Genomic DNA, 13,412 nt, shown 5'->3' with positions numbered 1-13,412 from the left:
GAAAGAAAGACGCCGCGATCCAGAACCGGAACGCGGCGCCCGCACCTAACCGCGCAACGATCTACTTCAGCGGCTTGAGGCCAGCCTCGATCGAAGCGCGTTTTGCCTCCAGGAACGGCGGCAGGGCAAGGCTTTCGCCGAGCGTTTCCAGCGGCTCGTCGGCGGTGAACCCCGGCCCGTCGGTGGCGATCTCGAACAGGATGCCGTTCGACTCACGGAAATAGAGCGAGCGGAAGTAGTAACGCTCGACCTCGCCGCTCGACGGCAGACGGAATTCGGCAAGACGCGCCGTCCATTGATGGAGCGTCTCCTGGTCGGGCGCCCTGAAGGCGACGTGGTGAACCGCACCGGCGCCTTGCCTTGCGGGCGCCAGCCCGGGCTGCACGGCGACATGAAGCTCCGCCGCCGGCCCGCCCGCGCCCATTTCGAAGACGCGGACCTGGCCCTCGCCGTCCGGCGAGGCATAGTCGCGTACCTTGCGCATGTTCATCACCCTGGTCAGCACCGCCTCGGTGTTGGTGATATCGGGAACACTGATGACGATTGGCCCGAGCCCGCGGATCTGATGTCCGGCCGGCACCGTGCTTTGCGCCCAGGGATGGCTGCCGCCCTTTCCGTCATCGCTGACGAGCCGCAGGCGCTGGCCTTCGGGGTCTTCGAAATCCAGCGACTTGTAGCCACCGATATCAGCGATCTCTCCTGTCACGATACCTTCGCTGGCAAGGTGCTGCTTCCACCAGGCAAGGCTCTCCTGGCTGCCGACCCTGAGGCTGGTCCGCGCGATGCTGTGCGTGCCACGCCGTTCGCGGCCGACCGGCCAGTCGAAGAAGGTCAGGTCCGTACCCGGTGTTGCCTCGCCGTCGGCATAAAAGAGATGGTAAGCCGAGGTATCGTCCTGGTTCACCGTTTTCTTGACGAGCCGCAGGCCCAGCACCTTTGTGTAAAAGTGCAGATTGCCGGGCGCATTGGCGGTGATGGCGGTCAGATGGTGAATTCCTGTCAGTTGCATGCTCATGGTCGTCTCCCTGTTTTTGGGGAAGAATTTTCTCCTTTCATATCAGAACTCCGGTCGTCCCGCTTAAGGCCGCCTGTCCCGACAGTTTGTCGCCAGGCGATGAACAATACGGCCAGATTGGCTGATCTTGGTGAACGACCCGCACCCGCAGGACCTGCCATGACGAGAACGGAACTGTCGCGATACGACCTGCCATCCTCCTGACAGACTGCTGTCAGGAGGGGTATGCGATACTGCCTCCAGTTAGAGAGAGGAGATTGGTCATGAACGGTTTTACCATTCTGCGTGGCATGCAGCACTATGTCGGCAAGATCCGCACGATGCGCAACGAGATCCGCACGCAGCGGTTCATGAACGCGCTGCCCGCCGACATTCGCAAGGATATCGGCTGGCCCGACATGTATGCCGAGCGTCGCCATCACGGCAATTGAGCAGAATTTTCAAGCCAGCGGTTGGAGGCTGACACGTCAGCACCCAGATATCAGGTCCGGCGCGAGGGATGGAGCGAGCTCATGCCCGAGAACAAGACAATCGGCTTCCTTTTCATCGAGGGCTTTGCCGACTGGGAATATGGGTTGCTGGCGGCCTCGGCGGTCGAGTGGTTCGGCGCTCGCGCCGTGTCGCTGACGCCGGGAGGCAAGCCGGTGACCGGAATCAGCGGTTTTCGCCTGACACCGGACCGTTCGGCGGACGCCGATGACAATATCGATCTCGATGCCGTGGCCGTCATCGGTTCCGACCAGTGGGCGGGCAAGGCGCCGCCGGATGCTTCCGAACTGCTGACGGCCGTCGCGGCGCGCGGCGGTGTCGTTGGCGGCATTTGCGCCGGGACGCTGGCGCTGGCCCGAGCCGGCATGTTCGAGAAGGCCAGGCATACCAGCAATGGCCGTGACTGGATCAACCGCCACGAAGCCGGCTATGCCGGCGACGGCAATTATCAGGACGTGCCGCACGCCGTGGCCGACGGCAGGATCGTCTCCGCGCCGGGCTCGGCGCCCGGCACCTTCGCCCTTGCCTTTCTGCGGACGCTCTATCCCGAAAAAGGCAGCGATCTCGCGCAGATGCGGACGCTGTTCGCCAAGGAGTATGCTGAAGCCTCCTGACAGTATGCTGTCAGGAGGCGCGTGCGATGGTGACTGATGCGCATGGCCGGCCGAGAGGACGATCGATGAAAAGCTGGAACGACAGGCTGAACACGCCTGGCATCAACGGCGTGAAACCAACGCCGCGCACGATGGGAGACGTCGTCGAGGGCCAGCCCATGCTGGTGCCAACCGCGCGCCAGGTCCATGATTTCATCCGCTCGATTCCTGAAGGTGTCGAGATGGACGTTCGCGCGTTGCGCACCGCGCTCGCCATTGAGCACGGCGCCGAAGTGACATGCCCGGTCACCATAGGCTATCATCTGCGCACGGTCGCCGAGGCAGCCAAGGAGGATTTCGAGCGCGGCATGACGCTCCGCGACATCGCTCCCTTCTGGCGCGTGCTTGATTCGAGGACGCCGACAACGAGGAAACTGTCCTTCGGCGCGGAATTCGTTGCCGCGCAGCGTAAGCGCGAAGGGCTGAAACCGTAATGCATGTCATGTGGAAGTGGACCCGGTCCGGGAGCCACGGCATGCATGGGAAAGACACTGGGGAAGCAAACGATGCGCCGCGCCGACAGGCTCTTTCAGATCGTGCAGCATCTGCGTGGCGGCCGCCTGGTCACCGCACAGAAGCTCGGCACATGGCTCGAGGTTTCCGAGCGAACCATCTATCGCGACATAGCCGACCTGCAGTCGACTGGGGTGCCGATCGACGGCGAGGCTGGCGTTGGCTACATGATGAGGGAGGGTTTCGACCTTCCGCCGCTGATGTTCACGCGTGACGAGATCGTGGCGCTGGTTGCCGGCGCCCGCATGGTGCGCGCCTTTGGCGGCGCTGCCATGGCGCGCGCCGCCGACGAGGCGCTGGTCAAGATCGGTGCCGTACTGCCCGATGCCGAAAAGGATCGCATCGCCCGCACCGAGATCCACACGCCGATGTGGGTGGTCAGCGACGCCGCCCGCGAGGCGATCGACCTGATCGAGCGCGCGGTCGAAAAACGCCAGGTGCTGACCATCGACTACTCGGACGAAGCCGGTCGCGGTACCGCGCGCGATATCAGGCCGCTCGGCCTATGGTTCTGGGGCAAGGTTTGGACGCTGGTCGCCTGGTGCGAGATGCGTGATGATTTTCGCGCTTTCCGCATCGACCGCATCGCCTCGGTGGTCATCGCCGGCCGCATCTTCAAGCCGGAACGCGGCAAGCAGCTCGCCGATTTCTACCGGGCGGTGGAGCGCAGCGAGGACTACGGCATGGCGCCCGACCGCGCGGCGCGAAGCTGAGATTGCCCGACCGCACAAAAAAGCCCGCTCGAAGCGGGCTTTTTTGTCGAATTGGCGAAAAGCCTATTCTTCGTCGTCCGTATCGGTGTCCTTCGACTTCAGCGCTGACAGCTTGGCGAAGACGGCGTTGGCGTCGAGCTCGGCGTCCTCGTCCTTCGGCTTCTCCGGCGCCGGCACCAACCGCTCGGTCAATGCCGCCGGCAGCAGCGTGTCGCCGACCGGCTGCGCCTGTTCGCGGCCACGCGAGGCGCGGTTGACCTCCATGTCGAGGTCGATCTGCGAAGCGAGACCCAGCGTCACCGGGTCCATCGGCTGCAGATTGGCCGAGTTCCAGTGCTTACGTTCGCGGATCTGCTCGATCGTCGACTTGGTGGTGCCGACAAGGCGCGAAATCTGCGCGTCCTTGAGTTCGGGATGGTTGCGCACCAGCCACAGAATGGCATTCGGCCGATCCTGGCGCTTCGACAGCGGCGTGTAGCGCGGACCCTTGCGCTTGGATTCCGGCACCCGCACCTTGGGGTCGGAAAGCTTCAGGCGCTGGTTCGGGTCTTTCTCGGCGCGCGCGATCTCGTCGCGGGTCAGCTGGCCGGTCATGATCGGATCCATGCCCTTGATGCCTTGCGCCGATTCGCCGTCGGCGATCGCCTTGACCTCGAGCGGATGCAGCCCGCAGAACTGCGCGATCTGCTCGAAGGAAAGCGCGGTGTTGTCGACCAGCCAGACGGCGGTCGCCTTGGGCATCAGCAGCGTATTGGCCATTGCAAAAATCCTTCTCGTTCGCCCGCGTTCCCGCGCGGGCGGTGGTTTAGAGCCACCAAAATGGGAAATTCGGGGCCTGTATAACCGTTCCCTGGCCGCTTCGCAATGTTTTTGGAAAAGCCCGCCGAAAACCGCGAACCGGCGGTTACCGGAACGGCTCCGTGCCCTTGAGCAGCGCGACAAGCTGGCTCTGTTGGCGCGTTCCGGTCTTGGCAAATATCCGTTCGAGATAGGTTCGCCCGGTCTTCACGGTGATGTTGGCGCTTGCCGCCGCCTCCGTCAGGGTTCGCCCTTGCGAAAGTGCCGAGGCCAGGCGCGCCTCGGCTGGCGTCAGGTCGAACAGTCCGGCAAGCAGCGTAGGCGATGGCACCATGGAACTGGCGTTCACCGCCGTCGCCGCGACCAGGATGTCGGCGCCCGAGAATATCTCGTGGGCGGAGCGACGCAGCGGCAGGACATGAAGGATCAGTGGCGACCTGTCGGCGGCGGCCGGAACCGGGATGGACCGGACCGAGGGTTCGGCGTCCCCGCGTGCGGCGACGACGGCCTGCTGAAACAGGCGATTGGCATCCGCATCGACGATTGCCATGCCGCCAAAGGCAACTGGCAGGAAGATCGAGCCCATGCTCTCGAACAGCTGATTGGCGGCGAGCACATGCCCCCTCGATGAGAGAATGGCCGCCGGCAGCCCCATGGCCGTCATGGCGGCAACGGTTCCCTTGGCCCGCTCCAGGCCAAGCCGTGCGGCGATCAGGCTGGCGCGCGCCATGGCCGGCCGCAGACCGTCGAGAATGTCGAAGCTCCCGGCGTCGTAGCGGCCCTCGCCAAGCCTTCGCTGGAAGACGAAGATGGCCATTTCGCCGCTCGGCATCGGGATGGCGGTACAGGTATGCGCGCCAATCCCTAGAGCGCGCAGGCGGACCCGGATGGGATCGTTCTCGATTTCCTCGGCTGTCAGGAAACTCTCGACATCGACGAAACTCGCCGGCTGCACCGCGCACATGCGCGAGACCGCCGCGGAGAACTGCAGCGTATCGCCCAGAAGGAATTCATTCAGCAAGTCCTGCAGCAACGGCACCGTCCTTCCGCGCACCGGCTGCTCATCGGCAAACAGGAACACGGCGCCGCCCACCGAGGCGGAGGCGCTATTTATGCCTTTCAGCACCTCCGGCCATAGGTCCGGAACGAAAGCAGCCTCGTAGATCTTGTCGATAAGATCATCCAACATGGGCGTGGAAGCCTTCGTCGATGCCCTGCCGGTCACGCGCTCACGCGGCAACCGGTCCCCATCCGTCAAGATGCCATGCTGAAAACAGAGGTCAAGCCGCCTGGTGCTTGACACGGGTGACGGTGGCTCACGCCGACTGGCACCCAAAAAGACAAAACCCGCTGGACAGGGTCCAGCGGGTTCGGAACCGGCGACGACAAGCGTGCGCGGCGGCTCTGCATTGCGACCCCTGCCTTGCGGCGAGGTCGCGCTTGCAATCAGATCGCCTGACGGGCGATCCTTTCGATGTCGGCGCGGTTGATGCCGAGGTCGCTGAGCTGACGTGCGTTGAGGCGGTTCAATTCGCGAACGGTCTCGTTGTACATGCGCCAATTACGGAAAGCACGGATCGGGTTCATGGTAGTCCTCCTGAATTGGGTTCGTTTCGATGATGCTCAAATAGTGATCATCGATGAGGACTTGAACGGCTGATTTTGCATAGCAATGATGCAAATGCTGCATTGCAGCATTAACCTTCTGTTCATCTTGCAGGCAAGGCGCGCTCGGGGACGGTGTCGAGATTGAGGTGATACGGGCCTAGCCCACGTCGAGCACGATCTTGCCGATATGATCCCCCTCCTCCATCCGCTCATGCGCGCGCCAGGCATCGGTGAGCGGGTAGATCATGTCCATGACCGGCGCCACCTTGCGCGTGCCGAGCAGCGGCCACACCTGCGCCTCCAGCGCGGCCGCGATCGCCGCCTTGAATTCCACGGTGCGGGGCCTCAGCGTCGAACCCGTATGGGTCAGCCGCTTGACCATGATCTTGGAAAAGTCGGCGCTCGCCACGGCACCTGCCTGGACGGCGATCTGCACGATGCGGCCCTCGATCGCGGCGGCCTCGTAGTTGCGCTGGACATAGTCGCCGCCGACCATGTCGAGGATGACGTTGGCGCCTCGGCCTTCGGTCGCCTCCTTGACCGCGGCGACGAAATCCTGCTCGCGGTAATTGATCGCGCGGTCGGCGCCAATCTTCAGGCACGCGTCGCATTTCTCCTTCGATCCAGCGGTGGTGATGACATAGGCGCCGAAGGCCGAGGCGAGTTGGATCGCCGTGGTGCCGATGCCGGACGAGCCGCCATGGACGAGCAGCGTCTCACCCTTCTTCAGTCCGCCGCGCTCGAAGACATTGTGCCAGACGGTGAAGTAGTTCTCCGGCACCGCCGCCGCTTCGGTATGGGTGAAGCCCGCCGGCAGCGGCAAAACGCTGCCTGCGTGAACCCTTACATATTCGGCGTAGGCGCCGCCGGGCGTGAGTGCGCAGACCCGGTCGCCGATGCGCCAGCGCGATATCTCGTCGCCAAGGGCCGCCACCTCACCCGATGCTTCGAGGCCGGGCAGGTCCGATGCGCCGGGGGGTGGCGGATAGGCACCCTTGCGTTGCTGGACGTCGGGCCGGTTGACGCCTGCGGCATGGACCTTGATCAGGATTTCTCCGGGGCCGGGCAGCGGCACGTCGCGCGTTTCCGGCTTCAGCACCCGGGGACCGCCCGGCTCCGAAATCGCGATCGCCGTCATCCGTGCCGGAATTTTCTGTCCGCTCGCCATGAAGTTTCCCGTCTTTCCTAGCCGGCTTTTACCGGCTGTTTGCATCGATGCCCCTGCCCTATGTATGCTGATTGCCAAATCAGGCAAATGGCCAATCTGGTCTGGCGTAGGAGGAGCGACGATGGCGATCTTCGACGACGAACCCAAGAAGAAGGCACGCCCGCACGAGATCGGGCAAGACCTGTCGCTGCTTTCCGTCGGTGAACTGTCCGAGCGCATCGGCATCCTGCGCGACGAGATCGCCCGGCTGGAGGCCGAACTCAAGACCAAGGACAACACCAAGTCGGCGGCCGAGGCGCTGTTCCGCCGCGGATAATTCGCTGGGGTAACCGTCCGCCGCCGAAAAGCCCGAATGCGACTGTCTTCAAACCTGCGCCCCTCCCAGCCCTCAGCCGGATCAAAAAATGCTCGCAGCCTACAGACCGATCCTTTCCCTGCTCCGCGGCACCGCCTTCCTTCTGGCGGCATCGGGACTGCACGGGCTGCTGTTGCCCCTGCGCGGCCAGTTGGAAGGGTTCTCGACCGCTTCGCTCGGCCTGATGGGCACGGCCTGGGCCGGCGGCTTCGTCACCGGCTGCTTCTTTGCGCCGCGCATCGTGCGCCGTGCCGGGCATGTGCGCGCCTTCGGCGCCTTTGCCGCGTCCGGCGCCATCGTGGCGCTGCTGACGGGCCTGGTCATCGACGAATATGTCTGGATCCTGCTGCGTGCCTTCACCGGTTTCACCATGGCCGGCGCCTTCATGGTCATCGAGAGCTGGCTGAACGAGAAGGCCACCAACGAGAACCGTGGCACCGTCTTCGGCCTCTATATGATGGTCACCTATGCCTCGATCATGGGCGGACAGATGATCGTCGCCGGCGGCGACGTGAAATCGGCGTCGCTGTTCATGATCACCGGCATCCTGTTCTGCTTGTCGCTTCTGCCGACAGCGGTTTCGAGCGCTTCCCTCCCGAAGCCGCTGCAGGACGTCAAGCTCGACGTCAAGGGGCTCTACGCCAACTCGCCGGTGTCGGCGATCGCCTGCCTCTTGATCGGCATCGCCAACGGCGCCTGGGGCACGCTCGGCGCGGTCTACGGTGCCCGCATCGGCATCTCCACCGCCGAGATCGCCTTGATGATGAGCCTGGTGGTCGTCGCCGGTGCCGCCATGCAGCTTCCGGCCGGGCGTCTCTCCGACAAGACCGACCGCCGTTTCGTGCTGGCCGGTGCTGCCTTCGGCGCGGCGCTGTTTGCGCTTCTCATCTTCCTGTTCGAGCCGCGCTCAGCAGTCTTCGTCCTCGTCTTCACCGCCGCCTACGGCGCTTTCGCCTACACGCTCTATTCGATTGCCGTGGCGCATGCCAACGACCACGCCCGCTCCGAGGATTTCGTCAAGGTATCGGGTGGCCTGCTGCTGCTTTACGGCTTCGGCACCATGATCGGGCCGTTGCTGGCCGCCGCCCTGATGGGCTGGATGCGCCCGGAGGGCCTGTTCCTGGCGACCGCATTGGCGCATCTGTCCCTGGCGGGTTACACGCTGCTGCGCATCAGCCGCCGCGCTCCGGTGCCGATCGAGGATCGCGACGCCTTCAAGACGCAGCCGGCCGACCGTTCGGTGACCCCCGAAGCATTGCGGCTCGATCCGAGAAGAAAAGCAGAAGCAAACAGTTGAGATTTGAAAAACTTTGCCTCACAAATGAGGCATGATGTTTTCCGACGCCTTCATGGCGATCGCCGACCCCAATCGGCGCCATCTTCTGGAAGAACTTCGACGCGGTCCGAAGACCGTCAACGAATTGGCGTCCGGACTGCCAGTCTCCCGCCCGGCCGTATCACAGCATCTGAAAGTGTTGCTCGACGCCGGGCTGGTCAACGCCAAGGCTGAAGGCACGCGGCGTGTCTATACGGTGAGCAATGCCGGCTTCCTGAGACTCAACATCTGGCTCGATCAATTTTGGGAAGCCTGATCGTTTCTGCCTCCGGCACTTGAGCAACCCGGTCAGGATTGCGAACTCACGAAGGCGCCGAGCGCGTCGAGCAGTTCGCCCGTTCCATGCTCGCGCGTGGCTGAGGTGTCGTGGCCGTCGAAGAAGGCGCCCTGCTCCGTCATCACAAGCCGCGTGCCGCCGCTTTCCGCCACAAATTCGATCGTCGCCAGCGACACCGAAACGCGGGTTTCGCCGAACAGCAGCTCATAGCTGTAAACGATGCGCTCGTCCGGCACGATGTCCTGATAGACCGCGTTGAAGAAATGCATTTGCCCGTCGTTCGGGCAGCCGGCATTGACCTCCTTGCCGCCGACGCGGAAGACCATTTCGTGCCGGGTGGGCACCGGGTCATGGGGATCGACGAACCAGCGCCGCTTGGCATCCGGGCTGCTGAATGCGGAGAAGACTTTCGCCGGTGCCACCGGATAGCTCCGCTCGACGACAAAGGTGGAATGGACAACGGATCGCTCAGTCATGAAACCTTCCTTGGTGGAGTGAATTGCCCGGAACGTGACCCTGAAAACCGGAGGCCGGTCTTCGGGAGCATGCTTGAACCCATCACGGCGCGGTCTCCGGCCTGAAAGGCGGCGAAATAGCCGCGCACCAGTTCGGATTTGGTCTTCGACATGACATTTTCCTCTCTAGCTTTCGGCCAGGAAATCGCCGAGCCGATCCAGCCGGCGCTCCCACGAGAGGCGCCGCTCATTGATCCAGTGCTCGGCCGCTCGCAACGCCCTTGGATCGATCTGGCAAGTGCGCACCCGCCCGACCTTCTGCGTGCGCACGAGGCCGCTCGCTTCCAGCAGATTGAGGTGCTGGACGACCGCCGACAGCGACATCGCCAACGGCTCGGCCAGCTGGCTCACCGAGGCGGGGCCGCGTGACAGCCGGTCGACCATCTGCCGCCGCGCCGGATCGGCGAGCGCCTGGAACATCAGGTCGAGTTGGGCGGGATCGTGCAGCATCGCGATCAGCCGTTGTTGTAGGGGAAGAACTTGAAGTAGGGCTGCGCCTCCTCGATCACCCTGATGAAGGCGGCGCGTTGCAGCAAGCGGTCGTGATAGCGCTTCACGGCGGGATATTTGTCGCCGAACGGCTCGACCTTGTTGGCGTAGAAGAGCGCCGGAGACGCCGCGCAATCGGCCGTGGTGAAGGCATCGCCTACAGCCCATTCCCTGGACTGCATTTCCTGTTCGATGATGGCATAGGAATTGCGCAACTGGCCGCGCGCCTGTTCGACACCGAATGGATCGGTCTTGTCGAGCGGCCGCAACCTGTCGCCGACGATCTTCTGCATCGGCTCCTGCACATAGAAATCATAGAAGCGGTCGGCCTGACGGACCGCCAGCGCCAGGTCGATGTCGGCGGGAACGAGTTCGACCGGTCCCGGATAGTGCGCGGCCAGATATTCCACGACAATGGTCGATTCCAGCACAGTGCGGTCACGCGCGTCGTCGCGCAGCGCCGGCATCTTGCCGGTCGGCGAAATCTTCAGGAAGGCCGCGCGTGATTGCTCGTCGCCGAGATCGACAATGACCGGCGCAAAAGGCGTGGCGTTCTCGTAAAGCGCGATCAGCGGCTTCCAGCAGAAGGAAGCCAGCGGATGGAAATGCAGCGTCAGGGACATTCTTGTGCTCGTCTGTTTCTGTGGAAACACTGAAGCATTTGCTTAACTATTGCGGTGAACCTCGCTCGTCAAGGCCCACCCGCGAAGTCTCAGCTGGATCGGACGTGCGCGACGATGGCGGCCTCTATGTCAGGCCAGTCATCCGGATGCAGTTCGTGACCGCCGCCTTCGATGCGAAGCAGTTTCGCGCCGGCAACAGCTTGGGTCAGGGCCTCGCCATGCTCGACCGGAAAGATCGGATCCGACGTGCCGTGGATGACCAGAAGCGGCGCCGCTATTTCGGGCAGGCGGCCCTTCCACTGGTTACCGCCCTTGAGCATGAAATGATTGGTGGCGCTCAGGAAGCCGCCGGACCTGCTGTAATCCCGTTCGATGAACGCTCTCATCCCCGCCTCGTCGAACGGATGGGCGGTGCTGGCGATCGCCCGCGCATCCCTGACCATGAAGTCGATGACCTGGCGGCGATCCGTCCAGTCGACTTTGGCTCCATCGGCCGAATGCTCCAGATAGGCGTCGGTCGTTTTCGGCAGATGCGAAGTGTCGGTCCCCACGGGCGAACTGCTGATCACGGTCAGCGAAGCGACGCGCAAGGGGTGCTTGAGCGCGACGAGTTGCGCGATCATGCCGCCCATCGACATGCCCGCGACATGCGCCTTGCCGATGCCGCGGCTGTCGAGAACGGCAATCGCGTCGTCGGCCATGTCGTCGAAAGTGTAGGGCGGCTGTCCCACCGGATATTTGGTCGACCGGCCGGTGTCGCGATTGTCGTAGCGGATCACGTGAAGGCCGGCATTCGCGAGTTTCCGGCAAAACGCCTCGGGCCACCAAAGCATTGAGGCCATAGCGCCCATGATCAACAGCAGCGCGGGGTCCGCCGGATCGCCAAAGGTTTCGGATATGATCTCGGGACGGTCCTCGGTTGTCATTTGCTGGCCTCCTCATCTGCTTGCATTTTGCAATCGGTTGCACGATAATAAAACCGATACGATAATGCAACTGGTTTTGCGCGGAGAACACCGAATGACCCTCGATCGCCGGTCAGGCTGCCCGATCAACCTCTCGCTCGAGGTGTTCGGCGACCGCTGGAGCCTGATCATCCTGCGCGACATGATTTTTGGCGGCAGGCGGCATTTTCGTGAGTTGCTCAACGGGTCGATGGAAGGCATTGCTTCCAACATCCTCGCCGACCGGCTGAAGCGGCTGATGGAACTCGGCATGTTGACCAAGGCCGACGACCCCAGTCACAAGCAGAAGGCGATCTACAGCCTGACCGAGATGGCCATCACACTGGTGCCCATCCTTGCCCATCTCGGCGCCTGGGGCCGCGTCTGGCTGCCGACCAGCGAGGAGCTCTCGATCCGCGCCGAACTCCTTGAAAAGGGCGGGCCGCCAATGTGGGAGAAATTCATGGCCGAGTTGCGCCATGAGCATCTCGGCACCCCCCTCGATACAGCGCCCGGCCCCTCTGTCCGCGCGACGCTGCGGGCCGCCTATGAAGCGGTCGTTGCTAAAAAGGCCCTCAACGCCAGCCCTGCCGGCTGACCAACTATTTTCCCCGTTGAAAGGCCGGCTCTGCTACAAGGGACGAAAATCACACGTGATGGGATTGGATAGACTCTTGGTTGAGAACTCTAGGGACACTGCCCGCGCGCGTGCCGATCTGCGCTTCAAGAAGCAGGAAGAGGCGGCGACGGTCCGGCAGAAAGCCATGGCCGAGTATGTCGCCGAGAGCGACGCCCGCAAGGTCAAGACCGACAAGCTGCGGGCGCTGCGGCTCGCCAAGGAAGCCGAAGAGCTGGCCAACACGCCTGCCGCACCTGCCAAGAAGCCGGCCCGCGCCAAGAAAAAGTAACGTCTCCCCCTCCGCCAATTCCTCGCCCTGAATCGAGCTGTGGTGACGCCACCGGTCAGGCGCCTTCATCCCGCTGCTTCACAGGAAGCAATTTCAACCGAAACCGGGATTGCCTCGCCCGGCTGACCGCCGATGATCGGGCTGTTCAACAGGAGATTGCCATGACCGCGCTGCCGCTCGAAAAAGCCGTCGAGATCATCAATGCCGCCTTCGCCAGGGGCACCGATCTCAAGCTCAAGCCGCTCGGCGTCTCGGTGCTCGACGCCGGCGGGCATCTGGTCGCCTTCCAGCGCCAGGACGGCGCTTCGTTCCTGCGCCCGCAAATGTCGGCCGGCAAGGCCTATGGCGCGCTGGCCATCGGCATGGGCTCGCGCAAGGTCGAGGCCTTCGCCAAGGAACGTCCGCATCTGGTTGCCGGCATTTCCGACGTGTCGGGAGGACGCGTGCTGCCGGTCGCCGGCGGCGTGCTGATCCGCGACAAGGCAGGGAGCATCATCGGCGCCGTCGGTATTTCCGGCGATACATCCGACAATGACGAGGCAGCCGCGATTGCCGGCATCGAAGCCGCCGGCTTCACCGCCGATCCGGGCTGAGCCTCAATTCAAATTGATGTCGCGGCTGGCCGACCGCATCGACACCGCGAACCCGGCCAGCACGTCGAACAGCGCGATGATCATCAGCGTGAAGAAGATGGAGTGCGCGGCACCCTTCACCAGCAGGAACTCGACCAGGAAAGCGACGAAGACCAGCATCGACAGAAGATGGTCCATGATCGAGGCCGTGGTCGTGCGCGCCGACTTCACCATTTCGAGGAACAGGAAGATCAGCCCGATCAGCACAATCAGGTCGCCGAGTGTCATCGAGAACACCCCGCCCGACATCATGCGGAACGAGAAGATCTCACTCGCCCACGGATCGTCGCCGCCGCCGAATATTCCGAGCAGGCCGAGATTGTAGAGCACGAAAGGCACGATCAAAAGCGGGACGGCACCGAACATCTGGCGTCTC

Annotated in this window: 21 protein-coding genes; 10 read left to right on the top strand and 11 right to left on the bottom strand. The window is 63.4% G+C overall.

Going from position 1 to position 13,412, the window contains the following annotated elements:
* Positions 1-61: 61 nt before the first annotated feature.
* Positions 62-1,015, bottom strand: a complete 954-nt coding sequence (locus tag EN845_RS17405; protein ID WP_127278671.1) for a ring-cleaving dioxygenase — start codon at positions 1,013-1,015, stop codon at positions 62-64.
* Positions 1,016-1,278: 263 nt separating this feature from the next.
* On the opposite strand from EN845_RS17405, the gene EN845_RS17400 reads away from it, so the two are divergent.
* The 4 genes from EN845_RS17400 to EN845_RS17385 all read left to right on the top strand — a co-directional run bounded on the left by EN845_RS17400 (position 1,279) and on the right by EN845_RS17385 (position 3,383).
* Entirely contained in the window at positions 1,279-1,446 is a 168-nt protein-coding gene (locus EN845_RS17400) for a hypothetical protein (RefSeq protein ID WP_015315361.1), read from the top strand.
* Positions 1,447-1,527: 81 nt separating this feature from the next.
* On the top strand, positions 1,528-2,118 hold the full coding sequence (locus EN845_RS17395) for a DJ-1/PfpI family protein (protein WP_127278672.1): 591 nt from the start codon (positions 1,528-1,530) through the stop codon (positions 2,116-2,118).
* Between the two features lie 65 nt (positions 2,119-2,183).
* Positions 2,184-2,591, top strand: a complete 408-nt coding sequence (locus tag EN845_RS17390) for a hypothetical protein (RefSeq protein WP_127278673.1) — start codon at positions 2,184-2,186, stop codon at positions 2,589-2,591.
* A gap of 72 nt (positions 2,592-2,663) precedes the next feature.
* Positions 2,664-3,383 carry a YafY family protein gene (locus tag EN845_RS17385; RefSeq protein WP_013529238.1) on the top strand — a complete coding sequence of 240 codons (720 nt, stop codon included), beginning with the start codon at positions 2,664-2,666 and terminating at the stop codon, positions 3,381-3,383.
* Between the two features lie 63 nt (positions 3,384-3,446).
* Here EN845_RS17385 and EN845_RS17380 read toward each other — a convergent pair whose 3' ends face one another.
* From EN845_RS17380 to EN845_RS17365, 4 genes are all read right to left on the bottom strand, one after another.
* Positions 3,447-4,142 carry a DUF1013 domain-containing protein gene (locus EN845_RS17380; RefSeq protein WP_015315358.1) on the bottom strand — a complete coding sequence of 232 codons (696 nt, stop codon included), beginning with the start codon at positions 4,140-4,142 and terminating at the stop codon, positions 3,447-3,449.
* Between the two features lie 145 nt (positions 4,143-4,287).
* Positions 4,288-5,370 carry a helix-turn-helix transcriptional regulator gene (locus EN845_RS17375; protein WP_127872080.1) on the bottom strand — a complete coding sequence of 361 codons (1,083 nt, stop codon included), beginning with the start codon at positions 5,368-5,370 and terminating at the stop codon, positions 4,288-4,290.
* Between the two features lie 257 nt (positions 5,371-5,627).
* Complete coding sequence (locus EN845_RS17370) at positions 5,628-5,768, bottom strand: DUF1127 domain-containing protein (protein ID WP_064987068.1); 141 nt, start codon at positions 5,766-5,768, stop codon at positions 5,628-5,630.
* Positions 5,769-5,946: 178 nt separating this feature from the next.
* Positions 5,947-6,957: an NAD(P)H-quinone oxidoreductase gene (locus EN845_RS17365; RefSeq protein WP_127278220.1), complete on the bottom strand. Its 1,011-nt coding sequence runs from the start codon at positions 6,955-6,957 to the stop codon at positions 5,947-5,949.
* A 121-nt stretch (positions 6,958-7,078) separates the two neighbouring features.
* On the opposite strand from EN845_RS17365, the gene EN845_RS17360 reads away from it, so the two are divergent.
* The 3 genes from EN845_RS17360 (at position 7,079) to EN845_RS17350 (ending at position 8,904) form a co-directional block, all read left to right on the top strand.
* The gene (locus tag EN845_RS17360; protein ID WP_027141877.1) at positions 7,079-7,273 is read left to right on the top strand and encodes a DUF1192 domain-containing protein; all 195 of its coding nucleotides are present in this window, start codon (positions 7,079-7,081) and stop codon (positions 7,271-7,273) included.
* Between the two features lie 88 nt (positions 7,274-7,361).
* A complete protein-coding gene (locus EN845_RS17355) occupies positions 7,362-8,609 on the top strand; it encodes an MFS transporter (RefSeq protein ID WP_127872081.1) in 1,248 nt (415 codons plus the stop codon).
* A gap of 31 nt (positions 8,610-8,640) precedes the next feature.
* Positions 8,641-8,904, top strand: coding sequence for a metalloregulator ArsR/SmtB family transcription factor (locus tag EN845_RS17350; protein ID WP_019861642.1), 264 nt, complete (start codon positions 8,641-8,643; stop codon positions 8,902-8,904).
* A gap of 32 nt (positions 8,905-8,936) precedes the next feature.
* Here the strand turns inward: EN845_RS17350 and EN845_RS17345 are convergent, their stop codons facing one another.
* From EN845_RS17345 to EN845_RS17325, 5 genes are all read right to left on the bottom strand, one after another.
* Entirely contained in the window at positions 8,937-9,401 is a 465-nt protein-coding gene (locus tag EN845_RS17345; protein ID WP_127872082.1) for an SRPBCC family protein, read from the bottom strand.
* Entirely contained in the window at positions 9,398-9,553 is a 156-nt protein-coding gene (locus EN845_RS35515; RefSeq protein WP_189522879.1) for a hypothetical protein, read from the bottom strand. Before EN845_RS35515 ends, EN845_RS17345 begins: the two co-directional genes overlap by 4 nt.
* A gap of 13 nt (positions 9,554-9,566) precedes the next feature.
* Entirely contained in the window at positions 9,567-9,890 is a 324-nt protein-coding gene (locus EN845_RS17335) for a metalloregulator ArsR/SmtB family transcription factor (RefSeq protein WP_127278217.1), read from the bottom strand.
* Positions 9,891-9,895: 5 nt separating this feature from the next.
* Positions 9,896-10,552: a glutathione S-transferase family protein gene (locus EN845_RS17330; protein WP_127872083.1), complete on the bottom strand. Its 657-nt coding sequence runs from the start codon at positions 10,550-10,552 to the stop codon at positions 9,896-9,898.
* Between the two features lie 89 nt (positions 10,553-10,641).
* Positions 10,642-11,478 carry an alpha/beta hydrolase gene (locus tag EN845_RS17325; protein WP_127278215.1) on the bottom strand — a complete coding sequence of 279 codons (837 nt, stop codon included), beginning with the start codon at positions 11,476-11,478 and terminating at the stop codon, positions 10,642-10,644.
* A 94-nt stretch (positions 11,479-11,572) separates the two neighbouring features.
* Here EN845_RS17325 and EN845_RS17320 point away from each other — a divergent pair, with 94 nt between their 5' ends.
* From EN845_RS17320 to EN845_RS17310, 3 genes are all read left to right on the top strand, one after another.
* A complete protein-coding gene (locus EN845_RS17320; protein WP_127278214.1) occupies positions 11,573-12,094 on the top strand; it encodes a helix-turn-helix domain-containing protein in 522 nt (173 codons plus the stop codon).
* 76 nt (positions 12,095-12,170) lie between these two features.
* Entirely contained in the window at positions 12,171-12,404 is a 234-nt protein-coding gene (locus EN845_RS17315; RefSeq protein WP_127278213.1) for a hypothetical protein, read from the top strand.
* Positions 12,405-12,565: 161 nt separating this feature from the next.
* The gene (locus EN845_RS17310; RefSeq protein WP_127872084.1) at positions 12,566-12,997 is read left to right on the top strand and encodes a heme-binding protein; all 432 of its coding nucleotides are present in this window, start codon (positions 12,566-12,568) and stop codon (positions 12,995-12,997) included.
* A 3-nt stretch (positions 12,998-13,000) separates the two neighbouring features.
* Here EN845_RS17310 and EN845_RS17305 read toward each other — a convergent pair whose 3' ends face one another.
* Positions 13,001-13,402, bottom strand: a complete 402-nt coding sequence (locus EN845_RS17305; RefSeq protein WP_127278211.1) for a hypothetical protein — start codon at positions 13,400-13,402, stop codon at positions 13,001-13,003.
* Positions 13,403-13,412: the final 10 nt, after the last annotated feature.

Source organism: Mesorhizobium sp. M8A.F.Ca.ET.202.01.1.1 (genome assembly GCF_004791595.1).
In the GTDB taxonomy this organism is placed as follows: Bacteria; Pseudomonadota; Alphaproteobacteria; order Rhizobiales; family Rhizobiaceae; genus Mesorhizobium.
This window is presented reverse-complemented; position numbering and strand designations above follow the sequence as displayed.

What these genes read in the sequence shown, in the direction of transcription:
- EN845_RS17405 (WP_127278671.1), bottom strand. Translation starts at nt 1,015, where the DNA reads ATGAGCATGCAACTGACAGGAATTCACCATCTGACCGCCATCACCGCC.
- EN845_RS17400 (WP_015315361.1), top strand. Translation starts at nt 1,279, where the DNA reads ATGAACGGTTTTACCATTCTGCGTGGCATGCAGCACTATGTCGGCAAG.
- EN845_RS17395 (WP_127278672.1), top strand. Translation starts at nt 1,528, where the DNA reads ATGCCCGAGAACAAGACAATCGGCTTCCTTTTCATCGAGGGCTTTGCC.
- EN845_RS17390 (WP_127278673.1), top strand. Translation starts at nt 2,184, where the DNA reads ATGAAAAGCTGGAACGACAGGCTGAACACGCCTGGCATCAACGGCGTG.
- EN845_RS17385 (WP_013529238.1), top strand. Translation starts at nt 2,664, where the DNA reads ATGCGCCGCGCCGACAGGCTCTTTCAGATCGTGCAGCATCTGCGTGGC.
- EN845_RS17380 (WP_015315358.1), bottom strand. Translation starts at nt 4,142, where the DNA reads ATGGCCAATACGCTGCTGATGCCCAAGGCGACCGCCGTCTGGCTGGTC.
- EN845_RS17375 (WP_127872080.1), bottom strand. Translation starts at nt 5,370, where the DNA reads ATGTTGGATGATCTTATCGACAAGATCTACGAGGCTGCTTTCGTTCCG.
- EN845_RS17370 (WP_064987068.1), bottom strand. Translation starts at nt 5,768, where the DNA reads ATGAACCCGATCCGTGCTTTCCGTAATTGGCGCATGTACAACGAGACC.
- EN845_RS17365 (WP_127278220.1), bottom strand. Translation starts at nt 6,957, where the DNA reads ATGGCGAGCGGACAGAAAATTCCGGCACGGATGACGGCGATCGCGATT.
- EN845_RS17360 (WP_027141877.1), top strand. Translation starts at nt 7,079, where the DNA reads ATGGCGATCTTCGACGACGAACCCAAGAAGAAGGCACGCCCGCACGAG.
- EN845_RS17355 (WP_127872081.1), top strand. Translation starts at nt 7,362, where the DNA reads ATGCTCGCAGCCTACAGACCGATCCTTTCCCTGCTCCGCGGCACCGCC.
- EN845_RS17350 (WP_019861642.1), top strand. Translation starts at nt 8,641, where the DNA reads ATGATGTTTTCCGACGCCTTCATGGCGATCGCCGACCCCAATCGGCGC.
- EN845_RS17345 (WP_127872082.1), bottom strand. Translation starts at nt 9,401, where the DNA reads ATGACTGAGCGATCCGTTGTCCATTCCACCTTTGTCGTCGAGCGGAGC.
- EN845_RS35515 (WP_189522879.1), bottom strand. Translation starts at nt 9,553, where the DNA reads ATGTCGAAGACCAAATCCGAACTGGTGCGCGGCTATTTCGCCGCCTTT.
- EN845_RS17335 (WP_127278217.1), bottom strand. Translation starts at nt 9,890, where the DNA reads ATGCTGCACGATCCCGCCCAACTCGACCTGATGTTCCAGGCGCTCGCC.
- EN845_RS17330 (WP_127872083.1), bottom strand. Translation starts at nt 10,552, where the DNA reads ATGTCCCTGACGCTGCATTTCCATCCGCTGGCTTCCTTCTGCTGGAAG.
- EN845_RS17325 (WP_127278215.1), bottom strand. Translation starts at nt 11,478, where the DNA reads ATGACAACCGAGGACCGTCCCGAGATCATATCCGAAACCTTTGGCGAT.
- EN845_RS17320 (WP_127278214.1), top strand. Translation starts at nt 11,573, where the DNA reads ATGACCCTCGATCGCCGGTCAGGCTGCCCGATCAACCTCTCGCTCGAG.
- EN845_RS17310 (WP_127872084.1), top strand. Translation starts at nt 12,566, where the DNA reads ATGACCGCGCTGCCGCTCGAAAAAGCCGTCGAGATCATCAATGCCGCC.
- EN845_RS17305 (WP_127278211.1), bottom strand. Translation starts at nt 13,402, where the DNA reads ATGTTCGGTGCCGTCCCGCTTTTGATCGTGCCTTTCGTGCTCTACAAT.